Source organism: Streptococcus sp. HMSC10A01 (assembly GCF_001807785.1).
Lineage (GTDB): Bacteria > Bacillota > Bacilli > Lactobacillales > Streptococcaceae > Streptococcus > Streptococcus gordonii.
In genome coordinates this window covers 46,330-64,385 of record NZ_KV790980.1, presented here as the reverse complement: position 1 = coordinate 64,385, position 18,056 = coordinate 46,330, and the positions used below count along the sequence as shown (strand labels likewise).

Genomic DNA, 18,056 nt, shown 5'->3' with positions numbered 1-18,056 from the left:
AGATAAAGAGAATAACAAAAAACCTAGAGGTCTGGAATTTCTAGGTTTTCATTTATTTATCGACAATAAAGTAATGATGAAAGCAATAATATTGTTACAACAATGGAGGGCAATTGGATACCAGATATTCTTGTCCTTTTTTAGATACAGCAAAGTGTAAAGCAAGCCTCCACCAAGATAGGAAATTGCTGTCACCCACTCTGACAATGCCCAGCTATGCATATGAAGGATAGCAAATAGAAAGGTCGTTAACACAATACCTATCCAGTTAGAGAATTTTGCCAAGAAGGTACCTAGGAAAAAGCGACGGAAGAAGAGCTCTTCCACAACTGGTCCAATAAAACAACCGACAAGTAAGAACAGATAAGGATTTTCTAAAAGCGCAACTTGAATACTAGCATCATTCTGTCCCTGCAGGGGCAAGCCTAGACTCTGTTTAATCAGTGCTGAAAGCAGGTTGCTCGCAATTGTCAAGAGAAAAACAAGTACCATATACAAGGAAATTGTCTTAAGGAAATCCTTCTTCTTAGGCAGAATCAAAGAAAGCTGCTTCTGCAATTCCTCCCGATAAGCTAAAATCCCCAAAACAAACAAAAGGAAATATACTGGATAATTCAGCCATTTTTGTCCAATAAGCTGCAACCCTCCACCTAGGAATAAAATGGTATATAGATAAATAAAAATAAGGAGAAATTTTCTTGTTTTCATTGTTCTACTTCCAATCACAATCATTTTCATGGTCATTGATAAGGCCAGCTGCTTCTAGGAATGAATAGACACAGACAGGACCGACAAATTTGAAGCCTTGCTTTTTCAGCGCCTTGGACATAGTTTCTGACAGCTCTGTCTTAGTAGGGGCTTCCTTGTAATGAATGATTTGATTGTCAATCGTTTTGAAATCTACAAAAGACCAGATATAGTCATTAAAAGAGCCAAACTGCTTTTGAACAGCCAAAAAAGCTTGGGCATTAGCCCTGGTCGCATAAATTTTCATCTTGTTACGGATGATGTCAGGATTGCCCAACAAATTATCCAGATCTGCATCTGTCATCTGAGAAATTTTCTGGGCATCATAGAAATGAAAAGCTTCCCGAAAAGCCTGGCGTTTATTCAGAATAGTCTCCCAAGAAAGTCCAGCCTGATAAGTCTCCATGCAGAGCAATTCAAATAATTTCTGATCATCATGGAGGGGTTTGCCCCACTCCTCATCATGATAGGCCACATATAAAGGGTTGTTCATCTTTACCCAACCGCAGCGTTTAGTCATAACTTTCTCCTATTTCACCAACATCTTAAGAGCAGACTTGATATAGTTTTCTGCTGTATCCGTCGTTCCTTCAAAGAATTTCTTGATTTTCTTGAGCTCAGCAGCCTTGTAACCCAGAGCCAGCATAGCTTCCATGGCTTCTTCCAGTTCTTGGTTTTCATTGCTAGCTTGCACTGCAGCCTTGGCAGAAAGATCGTCACCAGCTATTACCACCTTACCTTCCAAGTCTAGCACCATCTGCTGGGCTGTTTTCTTACCAATCTTAGGAAACTTGGTCAGGTAGGTGATGTTTTTCTGCTCAATGGCTTGTACCAAGCCAGCATTATCATCAGCCGCAATAATAGCCAGAGCAGACACTGGGCCAATACCTGAGACTGAGATCAAGCTGAGAAAAAGTTGCTTCTCCTCCTCGGTCGCAAAGCCGTACAGAAGCTCCGCGTCTTCTCTCACCACCTGGTGCACATAGACCTTAGCTTCCTGATGAAGACGCCCTGAGTATGCATAGGGGTTGGCCACATGAAGAATATAGCCGATAGAGTTGACTTCCAATACAATGTATTTAGCTGTAATTTTGCTAATAATTCCTTTAAAATATTCGTACATATCTTCCTTCTTTTTGTATCATTTTGCCTATCTAGTATATCATATTTTCTGTCTGGAAACTGCAAACAGAAGTGCAACCGATGGTTGACAAAATGTACAGGAAGCTGTATTCTCAAGATAACTAAAAGCTGTTAGGATAGAGTTAGCAAAGAAAAGGAGGCCGTCACGATGAAACTCGCTGATAAATTATTTGAACTAAGAAAAGAAAAAGGCTGGTCACAAGAAAAACTGGCTGAACAAATCAATGTCTCTCGCCAGAGCATTTCTAAGTGGGAGTCTGGCCAAGCGCTGCCAGAACTCGAAAAAATTGTAGAACTGAGCAAGATTTTCCAAGTGACGACAGATTATCTGCTTTTAGAAGACAGCGACAAGCCAGAAATAAAACCCGTCCTCTCAGAAGACGAAAAAGATCGCTACTACAAAGAAGTGAAATCTTATGGCTTCTGGCAGGTTTTGTATATTTTTGTATCAGCCCTGGCTATCTTTCTCTTTTTCGCAGGTTCTAGCTTTCCAGCAAAATTCACTGCGCTGGTCTGGTTGACCTTTTTCCTCTTAATCGCATCAGCAATGGCTATTAACAAGGCGCTAAAAATTAAGAAAAAGTATCTGGACAAGGTTATAGGCCTTGATGAGGATTCTAAGAAAGAAGGTGCTCAAGATGAAGCTGAAAACTGACAATCCCATACCTGTCAAAACTCGTCTGAAAGAGCTGATTGGAGACTGGCTCTTCATCTCAGGCTACCTCATTGCTCTTTTTTTACTAGCTATGGGTTTTTACTATCTGGTTTTAGGAGGCATTCCTGCATTCACTGAAGCTCAGAGCCAACTTCTGGCTTTTTCTAGCTCCGTCCTGCCTCTAACTATCATCTTTGCTTGGCTAGACTATCGAAAAGGAAGTCTTGGCAAGCGTTGGGCAGGTTTACAGTTGGTTTACAAACATAGGAGCCTTTCCCACAGCCTTTTGCGCTCTGCTATCAAGTTTTTCCCTTGGCAGCTGGGACATATGGGAGCTATCCGTAGTGCTTATCAAGCAGATGCCCTGTCAATTTTCTTGTCAACTTCAGCAGGGATTCTCTTCCTGATTTTCCTGCTGATGGGACTACTTCGCAAGGACAAACGCCATCCAGCTGATTTGCTTGCTGGAACGCAAGTTCAGCTCAAAAATTCAAAACAGCTCTAGTTCTATGACTAGGGCTGTTTGATCTTCTATAAAGTTTAGTATTTCCCCAACTCACGTAGGCTAGTATGATTTTCCTGAATGCGACGGAACATTTTTTCCATATCTGACTTGGTAAAGTTGACCAAGACCGGCCGACCGTGTGGGCAGTTATAAGGATTGTCACACTGGGACAGCTGAAAGAGCAAGTCACGCGCAGAGTAGTCATCCAGACCGTGATTGGCCTTGATGGAGCGTTTGCAGCTCATCATAATGGCTAGCTCTGCTCGATATTTCTTGATGGAAACTTCCTTGGTCAGGAGAAGCATATCGCACATCTCATAGATGCCGGCTTCAATCTCCTCTTCCTTGAACCAAATGGGATGCTCGCGGAGGATAAATTGGTTGGCTCCGTACTCTTCTAAAAAGATGCCAGCATCTTCTAACAGCTTCATCCGCTGCTTGATTCGCAACATATCGTCCGCTGGAAATTCAAAGATATAGGGCACTAAGAGCTGCTGCTGGCTATTGTCCACATCCCCAATCTTCTCCCGATAATACTCATACTTGACCCGCTCTTGAGCAGCATGCTGGTCAATAATGTAAAGACCGCCCTTGCCCTGAGCAAAGAGATAGGTGCCATGCATCTGGCCGAAATATTCTAACTCTGGGAAGCTTGATTTCTCTTCCTGTCCCAACTTATCCACAGCCCGCTCCAGACTGGCCTGGTCTAGCTCTGGATGGTCTAGTTGTTCATAGCTGGCTGGCTTTCTCTCTGCGAATTTGACCGAAGTCGGTTGCGGTTCTGATTTTTCATCTGTCGCTTGATGAACAGGCTTTGCTGACTCTTCAAAGGATAACTGCTGCTCTGCCACCTCTGGTTTGAGGAAGAAGTCATTCCGCTCCTTATCGTAGTAGAGGCGATTTTCTTTCAGAGGAAGACTGGTCTGTTCGGGTTTAGTCGCACGCTTAACAGTTGATTTGGCTAGATTTTCCAAAGCATCTGGGATAAGGTCTTGCTCCTTGAGACTGGTCGCAATGGCTTGCGAAATCAAGGCCATGAGTTCGCGCTCTTTAGAAATCCTCACCTCTTGCTTGGTCGGATGGACATTGACATCGGCCAGATAGGGATCAATCTGGATATTGATGACTGCTAGTGGAAAGCGGCCTACCATAAGCTTGCTGCCGTAGCCGTCCAAAATAGCACGATTGAGCAGGAAATTCTTGATATAGCGGCCGTTAATGAGAATCGTAATATAATTCCGATTCGCGCGAGTCAGTTCAGGCAGACTGACATAGCCGCTCACTTCAAAGTCCAGATCTGAAGCAGAGATTTCCACCATTTTCTTGGCTGTTGCCAGACCATAGATGCCTGCAATAGCCTGACGCAGATTGCCACTGCCGGCAGTCCGTGTCATTTCGCGGCCGTCACTGATAAGGGTGAAAGCTACTTCCGGATGGGCCAGACTGAGCCGATTAATCACATCAACGATATGGGACAGCTCAGCCTGCTGGCTCTTCATATACTTGAGCCGGGCGGGAGTATTGAAGAAAAGATCTTCTATCTTGATTTTCGTTCCCACTGGACTGCTGGTAGGCTCGTGCTCTTCTATCTCACCGCCTTGGGTAACTAGCAAAGTCCCGTGCTGGCCATTTTCTGTTGCAGTCTCAATGGTAAAACGCGAGACAGAAGCAATGGAAGGAATGGCCTCGCCACGAAAACCCAGTGTCCGAATCCGAAAGAGATCCGCCTGCTTCTTGATTTTACTGGTAGCATGGCGTCGAAGAGCCAGAGGGACATCTTCGTAATCTATACCTTCACCATTATCCGTTACCTGAATGCTCTTGAGTCCAGCCTCCTCGATTTCGATGGTAATTTGGCTAGCACCCGCATCAATTGAATTTTCCACCAGCTCCTTGACCACGCTGCTAGGTCGCTCAATGACCTCACCAGCCGCAATCTGATTGGCTAGAATTTCTGGAAGTTCGATAATTTTTGACATCTTTTTCTCCGTATTTGTTCTGCTATCTATTATAACACATTGGGCTCTTTCTATCAGAAGGCAGCCTTTTCTCAACCACTCTGCTCACAAGACAAACCAGATAGACACAAATAGCTTCCACATAGACAAAAGGGCTTGTTTTCGCTGCCAAGTTGCGGTTTAATAAAGGCGAAAGGAGGAAGTTATGAAAGTTAAGCTAAGAATCGATTCTCAAGTCACCGAAGACTCCGTCAGCATTGAGGCTCGACTCATGACCGAAAGCATTCAGGAATTGGTCCACTTTGCTCAACATCTAGGCAAAGAAGACAAGATTCATGTCAAGAAAGAAGACGAAATCTATCTACTGGATGCTAAAGAAATCCACCGAATCTATACAGAAAATCGTTATATTCAGGTCCGAACAGCAAAAGACGGCTATCGAGCTCAACAAGCTCTTTATCAGTTGCTACAGGTCCTGCCGGACTATTTTCTGCAGATTTCTCAGTCGGAAATTATCACAGCCGACAAATCAGCCACCTCAAGCTGACTCCAAATGGCCTGATTCAAATATTTCTGAAAAACGGTGATCAGACATACTCGTCCCGTCGCTATCTTAAATCTATCAAAGAAAGGTTGCAATTATGAAAACTCGTCTTAAAGAACTCTTTTTCGGAGGAATTGGAGGGATTTTCATCGGTCTCTTTTCCTCCATGATCATTTCTTATTTTTACAATCCAGCTTATCTACCGCTGCACCCTCGCTCTCCTATCGGCCACTTCTTTTTGAGCCAGCATGTCCATGTTTCCCTCATTATGCTCTACTGCCTGCTTATCTGGTTTATCATGGGAGCTATTTTCAGATGGAGCGGAAGCTTCTTCCAAAGAGACTGGAGCATCCTGCGCTCCGTCGTCAGCCACTATGGCGTGATGATTCTGACCTTTGCACTTTTGGCAAATCTAGCCGGATTTTTCCCAAGAGAAAAAATAATTAGCCTGACACTGACTGCTGTCGGGGAATTTACCCTCATCTATCTAATCATTTCAGGCGTCATCTACTACCACACCTACCGCAAAATTCAAAAAATTAACAGTAGTTTGTCTAGCAAATCGTGAGAAATAAAAAACAGTTCAAATTTGAACTGTTTTTATTCTACTGGCGGAATTGGAGGCATAAACAGCTCTTTCAAATCATCAACTGTATCTGCTCTCATCCATTCTGCCATTCCTGGTTTCCAGACTAAGGTCGAAGGGAGGAATTGCCCTGATAGAGACATTTGTGTTAGGGTATTTCTATCATAAGGTCCAGATGCTTGTCCATTGTCAGCAATATGGTAAGCAGTTGTTGGAATCGGAGGAGGCGAAACCACTGACTGTTGTTGGGAGTTGCCTGACATCATATTATTCATAGCTCCAGCAATATTTTGGCCTACAGCACCTCCTACTGCCATTCCTGCCATCATAGCAGCGGGGTTGAAGCCTGAATCGCCTCCCAGAGAAACTGTTCCCGAACCATTAGCGCCCATTTGCCCCAATGCATCAGCGCCAGCAATACCAACTTCGGACTGCTTTTCAACTTGAAATGCACCTAGGTTTGCAGATTGTGTTTGCTTATGTTGCGCATATTGTCCTTCTTCACGTTGGATACGTATCCGTTCAACATAGTCAGTAGTTTCAGCTTGTATTTTAGCTGTGGTAACATCCTTGGTAACCAACATAAGCTGTTGATAGCCTTGACTTGATTTATCTATCTCTATTGCAGCTATATCAAGACTTGAAACAGTGACACCAAAATTCTCCTTTAATCTTTCCATGACATCATGTTCAAGAGCTTCATTAATTTGTGAAATTTTGCTTTCAAGATTAATGACAGGAATGTTATTCTCTGTAGGAGCATTGGTTACAATATGTTTAGCATATCGGGCTACAGCATCCCGAATCTGCTTTTGAAAATCATCAAGATTAAAAGTATTCAACCTGTGTAACTTAATAAATTCTTTATAATCAGTAATTTTAAAATTAATCGTACCACGAACCGCAACAGGAACACTAAAGTCTAAAAACCTTGGATCATAGACATCAAAAAACGGTACTGCAAACTTGACTTGAATAATTTGCGCAAGATTGATGAAATAGACTTCTGCTGGAAATGGTGTGCCACCTTCATAAGCCAGACCTACTATGCTTGCCAGCACAGGAAAGTTAGAAGTCTTAATAGTCTGATCATATGGACCTACAATAAAGTCCTGTAGTGTCCCATCTTTTTGTTTATAGACAAAGACAGCGACCTCTCCGTCTTTGACTCGCAAAGATGATCCCCAACGAATGGCATTTTCTCTATCACCTGTTCCCTGCTCTACTCCTGCAGGATGCCACTTCCATATCAAATATGACGGTTCATCACAACGAATTTCATCCATGAAACCGCCTGTTTTGTTTCTGCTAAATAAATTCATTCTTTCTCCTTTAACTCATTAAAACTAAAAATTATTTATTTGTCTTCTTTTTCACCAAGAAGTGCATATCCAAAGGCCCCCATAATCGGAAAATAGCCAACTAAGGCAATCATATAAAAAGGAGAGTTGCTGTCTCCTGTTTGGTCTCCTAAAACAAAACCTACTACTACCATAATTATACCAACAGCTCCCAACAATAGACATTGTAGTATCTTGGAACCCATAACAGTTCTTATAAAATATTTTAGCTTCTTATGTTTTTTAGATTTAGTATACAATTGATTGATATATTGAAATTCCTCAGTATTTCCAAAAGAAAGAGTTGCTTTCTGGTATGCTTGTTCTAATTTTGAATTCCACGCTTCAAAATCATAATCATATGAATTCATATTTGAGGTTGCAAGGATAACAAACTCGTAAATATCCTCTTTAGTATTAGGGACATAGAAATTTCGAATAAGATCAATTTTCTGTCCTTTATTTTTAGTAGACTCTAATTTTTTCGCTAATTTCTCAACTTTACTAGCTCCCTTTGCTCCCCTCAATTCATATCCACAAGTTGGACAAACGGTCATAAAAGAATCTAGCCTCTCAGCACAATTCGGACATTTATATAAATCCCCATCATATACCGTTTTCCGTTGCGATGTATCAGTTTCTCCCTTAGCTGTACCGCAGTTACTACAAAAATGTGCACCTTCGGCAAATGCTTGGCCACAATTTGTACAAAATTCCATTTTCTTTTTCTCCATTCTCCCATTTAACACCAATAAATCTATGGTCATATATTCCATATTATACTGCTTTTTTGTTACCCTGTAAATCCTAATCACTACTCCTTCAAAAGGTTCTAAGTGCCTCCAACAAGAGTACTAAAAAAGAGCTTGATTAAGTATCAAGCTCTTATTTTTTACAACTTCTTCTTCAACTCGGCTACCGCCGCCATGACTTCCAGGGGAGTCATATTGTAGATGTCCAAGTCTCGGAGTTCAGCCAGGGCTGGATGTTCCGTTTCTTCTTCAAAAAGTGACATCTGCTCAGACACCTTTTGGGAGTCCATTCTGGACACTGAAAGAGAAGTCTCTCTTTTCTCTTGATTTTCCAAATCTGTCAAAATCGCATCTGCTCGCCTTAACAAATCCGTAGGTAAGCCAGCAATTTTTGCAACATGAATCCCATAGGACTTGTCAGCAGGTCCTGCTTCAATCTTATGCAAAAATGTCACTTGGCCATCTTTCTCTAGAGTTGCCACATGGACGTTTTCTAATCGTGTCAAGCTACTTGACAGGTCTGTCAACTCATGATAATGGGTTGCAAAAAGAGTCTTGGCCTTGGTACGATCATGAATATACTCAATAATTGCTTGCGCCAGAGCCATCCCATCATAAGTCGCAGTCCCCCGTCCCAGTTCATCAAAAAGGATCAAAGAGTGGTCACTTGCTTGTCGAATGGCCCGATTGGCCTCCATCATTTCCACCATAAAGGTCGATTGACCAGACACCAAATCATCTGCCGCACCTATTCGTGTAAAGATAGCATCGAAAATCGGAAGACTGGCGACTTCCGCTGGTACATACGATCCCATTTGAGCCATGATGACAATCATTGCTAGCTGTCGCATGTAGGTTGACTTCCCGCTCATATTTGGTCCGGTAATCAGCTGAATATCTGTTCCTTGATCCAGCTCGATACTATTTGGGATGTAGCTTTGGGCTCCCATGACTTTTTCGACAACCGCATGACGGCCTTTTTTAATCTGCAAACTACGACTGCTTGTAAAGCTTGGACGGACTAAGTGTTGACTTTCAGCCACAACCGCAAAGCTCTGTAAAACATCGACCGTAGCTAGGGTTTGAGCTAAGGCTTGTAGCCGTTGAATATATTTTCCGACCTCTTCACGAATGCGCATGAAGATCTCATATTCCAGATTAGCAGACTTCTCACGCGCCTCCAACATCTCGCCTTCAATGCGCGCCAGCTCTTCCGTACCAAAACGCTCAGAATTTTTCAAGGTTGCTTTCCGGAAAAAATGGCTAGGGACATTGCCTAGTTGAGAATTGGTGACATGGAAATAGTAACCATCCTTCTTGTTATAATCAATTTTCAGATTAGTAATACCACTTGCCTCTCGCTCCTTGGCTTCAATGTCCGCAATCCAGCTAGTCCCCTCTCTCATGACCAAACGGTACTGGTCCAAAGTCTCGTCAAAACCAGTTCGAATGATATTGCCCTCAGTAATTACTTGTGGAGCATCTGGGTCAATCGCAGAGCTGATTAGATTTTCCAGTTCAGGAATCGCATCTAGCCTTGCCACCAAACTCTCCAGAGCTGGGCTTTCAATCGTTTCTAAAATTGACCGAATCTGAGGAACATGGCTCAAAGTAGAAGACAATTGCAGGAGGTCCTTGGGATTGGTCTTGCCAAATGACACACGACTTACCAGGCGTTCAATATCATAGACGCCCTTGAGACTATCTGCCAAATCACTCCGCTCAAAGAAATAATCCAGAAAGACCTGAACAACATCTTGACGCTTGATAATTCGTCCCTTATCAATCAAGGGATGCTGGATCCAAGAACGAAGCAAGCGTCCTCCCATGGCTGTTTTTGTTTCATCCATGAGCCAAAAAAGACTACCATGCTTCTTGCCCGTCCGGGCATTTTCAGTCAAGTCCAGACTGGTCTTTGTCGCATAGTCCATCTGAAGAAAATCTTTTATCTCATAATGATGGGCCTTTTTGAGATGGCTGAGCTCCCGCATCTGCGTCTGAAAAACATAGGCCAAAAGCTTCCCTGCCGTCTGCTTTTCTAAAGATGACAACTCATCTCCTAAGAGCTGAACGTCCTCCATTGCTTCCTCGACTTCTGACAGGAGTAAATTCATTTGTTTTGACAAAACCTGCTGCTCATCTTCTGACAAGCAATAACCCACGACCACTTCCCGAGCTCGCAGATTTCGAATTTCTCCACAAGCTTGGTCAAAATCTGATAGGCTGGTTACCTGAAATTCTCCCGTAGCCAGATCCATATAGGCCAAGCCATAAGCTTGCTCCTGCCTATCCAAAGCAACCAAAAAGTTATTTTCTCCGGCTGGCTTACTAGAATCCACTACCGTACCCGGCGTAATAACCTGGACCACTTCACGTTTGACCACCCCCACGGCCTGTTTAGGATCTTCCATCTGCTCTGCAATGGCAACCTTATAACCAGACTCAATCAAAACATCAATATATTGCTGGGCAGAGTGATAAGGTACACCCGCCATTGGAATGGGATTTTCTGAATTCTTATTACGGCTAGTCAGGGCAATCTCGAGAATCTGTGCCGCTTTAACAGCATCCTCGTAAAACAACTCATAGAAATCACCCATACGAAACAGCAGGAAGGCGTCCTGATAGTCTTTTTTAATATCCAAGTACTGCTGCATACCTGGCGATATTTTTTCTGTTGCCATAGTTTCCTCTCTCGTTGACAAGTTAGGCCTGTATGCCCCAACTCTCTAATCACTTAAATCCTGAGCACCTTTTGCTATACCATGAACTCTAATGGTTACCCAAGAATCATCTTACCTGATTTTACCATAAATAGAAAAAGGTTGAAACTTTTGTCTCAGCCCTATTTCATTCTTCAATTTACATCTTTGCCAAAATCTGCTCTTCGATTTCTTTGGCAGTATCCTGGTTACGGCAAATTAATAGGAGTGTATCGGCACCTGCTAAGGAACCTAAAATCCTCTCATCCCTATTTTCATCAATGATGTTAGCCAGCACTGCAGCTTCTCCCAAGCGTGTATGCAAAACCAAGGTAAATTCCGCACGGGCTACCCCTCTAAGATGGTAAGACAAAACCTCAGTCAAATCAATTCGAGCCGTTTCTTGCGCCAAAACATAATAGAGCTGGCCGTTTTTCTTGACTTTAATTAGACCAATTTCTCGCAAATCGCGGGATAAAGTCGTCTGAGTTACATAAATACCCTCTTCTTCCAGACGTGTCTGGATATCCTTTTGTGTCCCTAACTTCTCCTCTTTAATCATTTTCTTGATTAAGTCATGACGTTTTTTCTTTTTCATTTTCCCCTCGGTAGTTGTATATTTATACTCTAAATTATACCAAAAAATTGTTATGATACCCAAAAAATTTGAAGATTCCTTTAAAAATGTGATAAAATAGTAATATTAAAAGACTCAAAGGAGCACCTATGGATAATAAACAAATCATTGCCAGCGAATTGGCCAAGGTGATTGACAGCCTGGACCAAGACGCTATTTTAAATTTACTCGAACAGCCAAAAAGTTCTGATTTAGGAGATATCGCCTTTCCTGCTTTCTCATTGGCCAAAGTAGAACGCAAGGCTCCTCAAGCTATTGCAGCTGATATTGTCGAAAAGATTGACACAACTCACTTTGACAAGGTTGTTGCAACTGGACCATATGTCAACTTTTTCTTAAACAAAGCTGAGATTTCTGGTCAAGTGATTAAAGAAGTAGTTAAAGAAGGGGCTAACTACGGACAACAAAATGAAGGCAAGGGCGAAAATGTTACTATCGACCTTTCAAGTCCAAACATTGCCAAGCCATTCTCAGTTGGTCACTTACGCTCTACCGTTATCGGAGATGCTCTTTCTAACATTTTCCGCAAAATGGGCTACAATACCATCAAAATCAACCACTTGGGTGACTGGGGTAAACAATTCGGTCTCCTCATGGTCGCTTATAAAAAATGGGGAAGCAAGGAAGCTGTCGAAGCCAATCCTATTGACGAACTGCTACAACTCTATGTCCGTATCAATGCCGAAATCGAAAACGACCCCGCCTTGGATGACGAAGGACGCTTGTGGTTTAAAAAGCTAGAAGATGGTGATCCAGAAGCAACTGAACTTTGGCAATGGTTCCGTGACGAAAGCTTGGTGGAATTCAACCGTATCTATGAACTTCTCGGGGTTGAGTTTGACAGCTTAAACGGGGAAGCCTTCTACAACGACAAGATGGATGAAGGGATTAAAATCCTTGAAGAAAAAGGTCTTTTGGAAGAATCAAAAGGTGCGAGCATTGTCAACCTTGATGATGTCAACCTTCCTCCAGCTATGATCAAAAAATCTGACGGAGCTACGCTTTACATCACTCGTGATATTGCAACTGCAATGTACCGTGCTCGTACCTATAACTTTGTCAAAAGTATCTATGTCGTAGGTCAAGAACAGTCTAACCACTTCCGCCAGCTCAAAGCTGTACTTAAGAAGATGGGATTTGACTGGAGCGATGATATGACTCACGTAGATTTCGGTCTCGTTACTAAGAACCGCCAAAAACTGTCTACACGTAAAGGAAATATCATTCTTCTTGAGCCAACCTTGCAAGAAGCGATCAGCCGTGCAAAATCTCAAATTGAAGACAAGAATCCAGAACTTGAAAACAAAGAAGCTGTTGCTCATGCAGTTGGTGTCGGTGCAGTTAAATTCTACGATTTGAAGACAGACCGTCGCAATGGGTATGACTTTGACTTGGAAGCCATGGTATCCTTTGAAGGAGAAACAGGACCTTATATCCAATACGCTTATGCTCGTATCCAATCTATCCTTCGTAAGGCAGACTTCACACCTGATGCAAATGCTGACTACCGTCTAAACGATGCTGAAAGCTGGGAAATCATCAAGCTCCTCCAAGACTTCAGCCGTGTTGTAAAACGCGCTGCAGATAACTATGAGCCATCATTGATCGCTAAGTATGCTATCAGCTTGGCTCAAGCCTTCAACAAATACTATGCACACACACGGATCTTGGACGAAAGCCCAGAACGCGATAGCCGTTTAGCTCTCAGCTACTCTACAGCCGTGGTCCTAAAAGAAGCTCTCCGCCTACTTGGTGTTGATGCTCCAGATAAAATGTAAGAAGCTAAAAATGCGCTCTAAAGAGCGCATTTTTAATTTTTTCAACTAGCCGTATTCTAACTGATCCAGCTGGATTTAGCATTTTTTTCACAGCATTTTCTAACAATATCATCAAAGAGCGACCATAGAATAATCTACTGCTTCATTCGTCTTATTTTTATTTGTAAAACAAATGCACCTCCTAAAAAGGTGCATTTGTTATGTTATATCCAAGCAACAATTACTTGTTTATTCCTCCACAAAACGTCCTAAGATATGGACGTTCTCTGAAACAGAGACAAAGGCTTGCGGGTCGGTTTTACGTATAATGTATTTAAATTCATTATACTCAGCCCGAGTAATTACTGTGATCAGAATTGCCTTTTCCTGATGATTGTAGGTCCCTTCTGCACCATTGATCATGGTAGCTCCTCGATGCAAGCGGTTGTGGATTTTCTCAATAACCTTATCTGGACAACTGGTAATAATCATGGCCTGCATTTTCTTTTGCTTAGTAAATACAGCATCCGTTACCCGACTGGATACGAAGATGGTAATCATCGAATAAAGTGCATAGGTCCAGCCAAAAGTCAGACCTGCAATCAGCATAATCACCCCATTCACCATGAAGGAAATACTACCGACATTACGGCCTGTCCGCTTACGAACAGTCAAACTGACAATATCCGTTCCGCCACTAGAAATATTATTTTTCAAAGCAAAACCAACACCAGTTCCCATCACGACGCCCCCAAAAAGAGCATTGATAATAGGGTCCTGTGTTAAAACTACCTCTGGAACAATCTGGATAAAAAAGGAACTCATACTGACAGTTATGAAGGTGAAAACTGTAAACTTATGTCCAATTTGATACCAGGCCACAATCATCAGCGGAATGTTGATTAAATAGAAGGTAAGGGAAACTGGAATTGTCATCCCAAGAAATCTCTCACTCAAGGCAGAAAAAATCTGAGCTAGACCTGTTGCCCCACTAGAATAAACATGCCCAGGCTGAAAAAAGAAATTCACAGCAACAGCTGAGAGAAAACCATAGACAATCGAAGCCGAGATTTTCTCATCATATTTCTCCTTAGAAATGCTCTGTAGCACTTTCAAGAGCCGAAAATTGTAGGCCAATCGGCGAATCCTATAACGTAGGATCTTATAAAACTTAGTCTTTTTCATTTACTTCCACTTGTAAATTCAGTTCATCTAACTGTTTTGTAGCCACAGGACTCGGAGCCTGTGTCATTGGGTCAGTCGCCTTGTTGTTCTTAGGAAAGGCAATCACTTCACGGATATTTTCTTCGCCTGCTAAGAGCATCACAAAACGGTCAAGCCCGATAGCCAAACCACCATGTGGTGGGAAACCATAGTCCATAGCTTCGAGAAGGAATCCAAACTGGTCATTTGCTTCCTCAGCTGAGAATCCAAGAGCCTTGAACATCCGTTCTTGGAGTTCTTTTTGGTTGATACGAAGACTACCACCTCCAAGCTCATAACCGTTTAAGACGATATCATAAGCAATGGCACGAACCTTGGCCAAATCACCTTCTAATTCGTGAGCGGTCTCTACCTGTGGAAGAGTAAATGGATGGTGGGCGCTCATGTAGCGGCCTTCTTCTTCAGACCATTCAAACATTGGCCAGTCAACCACCCAAAGGAAGTTGAATTTATCGTTATCAATCAAGTCAAGCTCTTTGGCAATACGTCCACGAAGGGCACCGAGGGTTGCATTGGCTACCTCAAGCGTATCCGCTACAAAGAGAACCAAATCCTTATCTTCAAGACCAAGTGCTGTCATCAAGTCTGCCTGGATAGCTGTCAAGAACTTAGCAACTGGTCCGTTTAATTCTCCATCCACAACCTTAACCCAAGCAAGGCCCTTAGCTCCATACTGCTTGGCTACTTCGGTCATCTTGTCGATGTCTTTACGTGAATAGTTATCTGCAGCCCCTTTAACGACAATTGCTTTTACTGCAGGTGCTTCTGAAAAGACTTTGAAGTCTACACCTTTGACCACTTCTGTCAGGTCCTGAAGCAACATGTTAAAACGAGTATCTGGCTTGTCAGAACCATATAGGGCCATTGCATCATCGTACTTCATACGGGGGAATGGAAGCGTTACTTCGATTCCTTTTGTTTCCTTCATGACGCGCGCAATCAAGCCCTCTGTGATGTCTTGGATTTCTTGCTCACTAAGGAAGGAAGTTTCCAAGTCGACCTGGGTAAACTCAGGCTGACGGTCGCCACGCAAGTCTTCATCGCGGAAACACTTAACGATTTGGTAATAGCGATCAAATCCAGCATTCATCAACAATTGCTTAGTGATTTGAGGACTCTGAGGAAGAGCATAGAAATGGCCTTTATTGACACGAGATGGCACCAAATAGTCACGCGCTCCTTCTGGTGTTGACTTAGAAAGGAAGGGTGTTTCCACATCGATAAATTCCAACTCATCCAAGTAGTTGCGAATAGAGTGGGTCACCTTAGCACGAAGTTTGAGATTTTCCAACATCTCTGGACGACGAAGGTCGAGGTAGCGGTAACGCAAACGTGTATCGTCATTAGCTTCAATGCCATCTTTAATTTCAAAAGGAGTTGTTTTAGCGGTGTTTAGAACCTCCAGGCTTTGTACGTGTAATTCTACAGCACCTGTTGCCAATTTATCATTAGCCTGCTCACGCGCAACAACCTGGCCTGTCACCTCGATAACAAACTCGCTGCGCAGACTTTCTGCTGTCTCCATCACATCCTTTGAAACAGTCTCAGGATTGATAACCAGCTGCATGATGCCTTCACGGTCTCGCAAATCAATGAAAATCAAGCCACCCAAGTCTCGTCTACGAGCAACCCAGCCTTTCAAAGTGATTTCTTGACCTACGTGCTCCTTGCGAACACGTCCAGCATACATCGAACGTTTCATTATTTTTCTCCAAACTTTTAATTCTTGTTCTATTTTACCATAAAGATAGAGGGATAAGCTTGTCCCTCAAGATTTTTTTAGAAAAATCAATTTTTGCAAAATAAGAGAGCTTGAAAAGAGTCGATTCAAGCCTAGTCTGCCTTTTTGTCCTCTTCAAATAAAGCAGGTGCCAAGGCCTTGCTGACCATAGCTGTTAAAAATCGAAAAAGACCTGCCGCCAAGCCAAATATAGGAGCTAGATAGCGGAAAAAGAAATCTCCCCTAATAAATAAACACAGAAGACCCGTTATGATAAATAAAGCGACTGCCTGAATAAGGGAGAGCATGACTATTTTTTTCATTCAATATTCCTTTGTAGATGATCGTTTGTGATTGTTCAACTAAAACAGAGGGCTGGAATAGAATTCCAGCACCTGTTGCTTTCACTTGCCTAGAGTCCAATTTGGGCCAAAACACCCTGAAAATCTGTCTTAATAGCTTCGAATGCTACTGTCACTTCTTGACGCGTAACATTATTTTTGACAGTCAGCTCGCCACTTTCCAGCTCGCTCTCTCCAAGGGTAATAATAGTCTTCGCTTGGAAGATATCCGCTGATTTAAACTGGGCTTTGATCTTGCGGTCCAAATAGTCCCGTTCAGCCGCAAAACCTTGTGCTCGGAGAGACTGGACTAATTCCAAAGCTTTGCCATTGGCACCAGCCCCCAAAACAGCAATATAAGCGTCCAGGCCCATCTCAATCGGAAGCTCTACACCTTGCTTGTCCAAGACGAGAAGCAAACGTTCCAAGCCCATACCAAAGCCGACACCTGGAGTCTCAGGACCACCAAAGTAAGCAACCAGCCCATCATAACGGCCACCCGCACAAATGGTCAACTGACTGCCAGCCACCTCAGTCGTAAACTCGAAAATCGTGTGGTTGTAATAATCCAAACCACGGACCATGTTGGTATTGATAACATAAGGTATCTGTAAAGTCTCTAGCATAGAGCGAACAGCCGCAAAGTAAGCACTGCTCTCCTCATCCAGATAGTCCAGAATAGACGGCGCACCCTCTACGGCCACCTTATCCTCAGGCTCTTTAGAATCCAGCACGCGCAGGGGATTTTCTTCCAAGCGACGTTGACTGTCTGCAGACAGACTAGCCTTCAGTGGAGTCAAATAATCAATCAAAGCCTGACGATAAGCCGCTCTGCTCTCAGGATTCCCCAGTGTATTTAGCTCCAAGCTGACATTGGTGATGCCAATTTCCTTAAAGAATTGGGCTGCCATGGCGATCATTTCTACGTCTGTTGCAGGATTGCTAGATCCAAAGCACTCTGCTCCAATCTGGTGAAACTCCCGCAGACGACCAGCTTGTGGACGTTCATAGCGGAACATAGAGCCCATATAGTAGAGCTTGACAGGCTTTTGAACTTCCGGTGCGAAGAGCTTGTTTTCCACATAAGATCGAACGACAGGAGCTGTCCCTTCCGGACGAAGGGTGATGTGGCGGTCGCCCTTATCATAGAAGTCATACATTTCCTTGGTCACGATGTCTGTCGTATCTCCAACAGAACGGCTGATAACTTCATAATGCTCAAAAATAGGAGTACGAATCTCAGCATAATTGTATTTCCTAAATGTCTCACGGGCAAATTCTTCTACATATTGCCACTTGGCAGACTCTTGTGGGAGAATATCTTGAGTTCCCTTTGGTTTTTGTAATTTCATCTTCTCACCTCTGTCTTCTTTAGTACCTATATTTTACCACAAGTCCAGCATTTTTAGGAGTACAAATGGCATTTTCCAGCGGTAAGAAGTAAA

At 42.9% G+C, this 18,056-nt stretch carries 16 protein-coding genes and 1 pseudogene; 5 read left to right on the top strand and 12 right to left on the bottom strand.

Annotated features, from left to right (window positions below):
- Positions 1-48 precede the first annotated feature (48 nt).
- Genes HMPREF3108_RS06960 through ruvA form a run of 3 tightly spaced genes read right to left on the bottom strand, consistent with a single transcriptional unit; the run spans position 49 to position 1,870 of the window.
- Positions 49-708 carry a CPBP family intramembrane glutamic endopeptidase gene (locus HMPREF3108_RS06960; RefSeq protein WP_070494072.1) on the bottom strand — a complete coding sequence of 220 codons (660 nt, stop codon included), beginning with the start codon at positions 706-708 and terminating at the stop codon, positions 49-51.
- A 4-nt stretch (positions 709-712) separates the two neighbouring features.
- Positions 713-1,267, bottom strand: a complete 555-nt coding sequence (locus HMPREF3108_RS06955) for a DNA-3-methyladenine glycosylase I (protein WP_070494069.1) — start codon at positions 1,265-1,267, stop codon at positions 713-715.
- A gap of 9 nt (positions 1,268-1,276) precedes the next feature.
- Positions 1,277-1,870, bottom strand: coding sequence for a Holliday junction branch migration protein RuvA (ruvA, locus tag HMPREF3108_RS06950; RefSeq protein ID WP_048779012.1), 594 nt, complete (start codon positions 1,868-1,870; stop codon positions 1,277-1,279).
- Positions 1,871-2,038: 168 nt separating this feature from the next.
- Between ruvA and HMPREF3108_RS06945 the strand changes: the two genes are divergently transcribed.
- Positions 2,039-2,545 carry a helix-turn-helix domain-containing protein gene (locus HMPREF3108_RS06945; protein WP_070494066.1) on the top strand — a complete coding sequence of 169 codons (507 nt, stop codon included), beginning with the start codon at positions 2,039-2,041 and terminating at the stop codon, positions 2,543-2,545.
- Positions 2,529-3,050, top strand: a complete 522-nt coding sequence (locus tag HMPREF3108_RS06940; protein WP_070494063.1) for an RDD family protein — start codon at positions 2,529-2,531, stop codon at positions 3,048-3,050. Before HMPREF3108_RS06945 ends, HMPREF3108_RS06940 begins: the two co-directional genes overlap by 17 nt.
- Positions 3,051-3,085: 35 nt before the next feature.
- Here HMPREF3108_RS06940 and mutL read toward each other — a convergent pair whose 3' ends face one another.
- Positions 3,086-5,029: a DNA mismatch repair endonuclease MutL gene (gene mutL / locus HMPREF3108_RS06935; RefSeq protein ID WP_070494060.1), complete on the bottom strand. Its 1,944-nt coding sequence runs from the start codon at positions 5,027-5,029 to the stop codon at positions 3,086-3,088.
- Positions 5,030-5,213: 184 nt separating this feature from the next.
- Between mutL and HMPREF3108_RS06930 the strand changes: the two are divergent.
- Both HMPREF3108_RS06930 and HMPREF3108_RS06925 read left to right on the top strand, forming a co-directional pair.
- A pseudogene (locus HMPREF3108_RS06930) lies at positions 5,214-5,653 on the top strand (LytTR family DNA-binding domain-containing protein).
- The gene (locus tag HMPREF3108_RS06925) at positions 5,650-6,120 is read left to right on the top strand and encodes a DUF3021 domain-containing protein (RefSeq protein ID WP_070494057.1); all 471 of its coding nucleotides are present in this window, start codon (positions 5,650-5,652) and stop codon (positions 6,118-6,120) included. The pseudogene HMPREF3108_RS06930 and the gene HMPREF3108_RS06925 overlap by 4 nt, the downstream one beginning before the upstream one ends.
- Positions 6,121-6,152: 32 nt before the next feature.
- On the opposite strand, the gene HMPREF3108_RS06920 is transcribed toward HMPREF3108_RS06925, so the two are convergent.
- From HMPREF3108_RS06920 to argR, 4 genes are all read right to left on the bottom strand, one after another.
- Positions 6,153-7,460, bottom strand: a complete 1,308-nt coding sequence (locus tag HMPREF3108_RS06920) for an SPFH domain-containing protein (RefSeq protein WP_070494054.1) — start codon at positions 7,458-7,460, stop codon at positions 6,153-6,155.
- 35 nt (positions 7,461-7,495) lie between these two features.
- Complete coding sequence (locus tag HMPREF3108_RS06915; protein WP_223351820.1) at positions 7,496-8,254, bottom strand: zinc ribbon domain-containing protein; 759 nt, start codon at positions 8,252-8,254, stop codon at positions 7,496-7,498.
- Positions 8,255-8,370: 116 nt separating this feature from the next.
- Positions 8,371-10,914 (bottom strand): DNA mismatch repair protein MutS, encoded by a 2,544-nt coding sequence (gene mutS / locus HMPREF3108_RS06910; RefSeq protein WP_070494051.1) that lies wholly within the window; start codon positions 10,912-10,914, stop codon positions 8,371-8,373.
- 178 nt (positions 10,915-11,092) lie between these two features.
- Entirely contained in the window at positions 11,093-11,530 is a 438-nt protein-coding gene (gene argR, locus HMPREF3108_RS06905) for an arginine repressor (protein ID WP_008809983.1), read from the bottom strand.
- 128 nt (positions 11,531-11,658) lie between these two features.
- Here argR and argS point away from each other — a divergent pair, with 128 nt between their 5' ends.
- Complete coding sequence (gene argS / locus HMPREF3108_RS06900; protein WP_070494048.1) at positions 11,659-13,347, top strand: arginine--tRNA ligase; 1,689 nt, start codon at positions 11,659-11,661, stop codon at positions 13,345-13,347.
- Positions 13,348-13,575: 228 nt separating this feature from the next.
- Here the strand turns inward: argS and HMPREF3108_RS06895 are convergent, their stop codons facing one another.
- From HMPREF3108_RS06895 to hisS, 4 genes are all read right to left on the bottom strand, one after another.
- Entirely contained in the window at positions 13,576-14,511 is a 936-nt protein-coding gene (locus HMPREF3108_RS06895; RefSeq protein ID WP_070494045.1) for a YitT family protein, read from the bottom strand.
- The gene (aspS, locus tag HMPREF3108_RS06890) at positions 14,498-16,252 is read right to left on the bottom strand and encodes an aspartate--tRNA ligase (protein ID WP_070494042.1); all 1,755 of its coding nucleotides are present in this window, start codon (positions 16,250-16,252) and stop codon (positions 14,498-14,500) included. Before aspS ends, HMPREF3108_RS06895 begins: the two co-directional genes overlap by 14 nt.
- A 131-nt stretch (positions 16,253-16,383) precedes the next feature.
- On the bottom strand, positions 16,384-16,593 hold the full coding sequence (locus tag HMPREF3108_RS06885; RefSeq protein WP_012131029.1) for a hypothetical protein: 210 nt from the start codon (positions 16,591-16,593) through the stop codon (positions 16,384-16,386).
- An 89-nt stretch (positions 16,594-16,682) separates the two neighbouring features.
- The gene (hisS, locus tag HMPREF3108_RS06880; protein WP_012131030.1) at positions 16,683-17,963 is read right to left on the bottom strand and encodes a histidine--tRNA ligase; all 1,281 of its coding nucleotides are present in this window, start codon (positions 17,961-17,963) and stop codon (positions 16,683-16,685) included.
- Positions 17,964-18,056 lie beyond the last annotated feature (93 nt).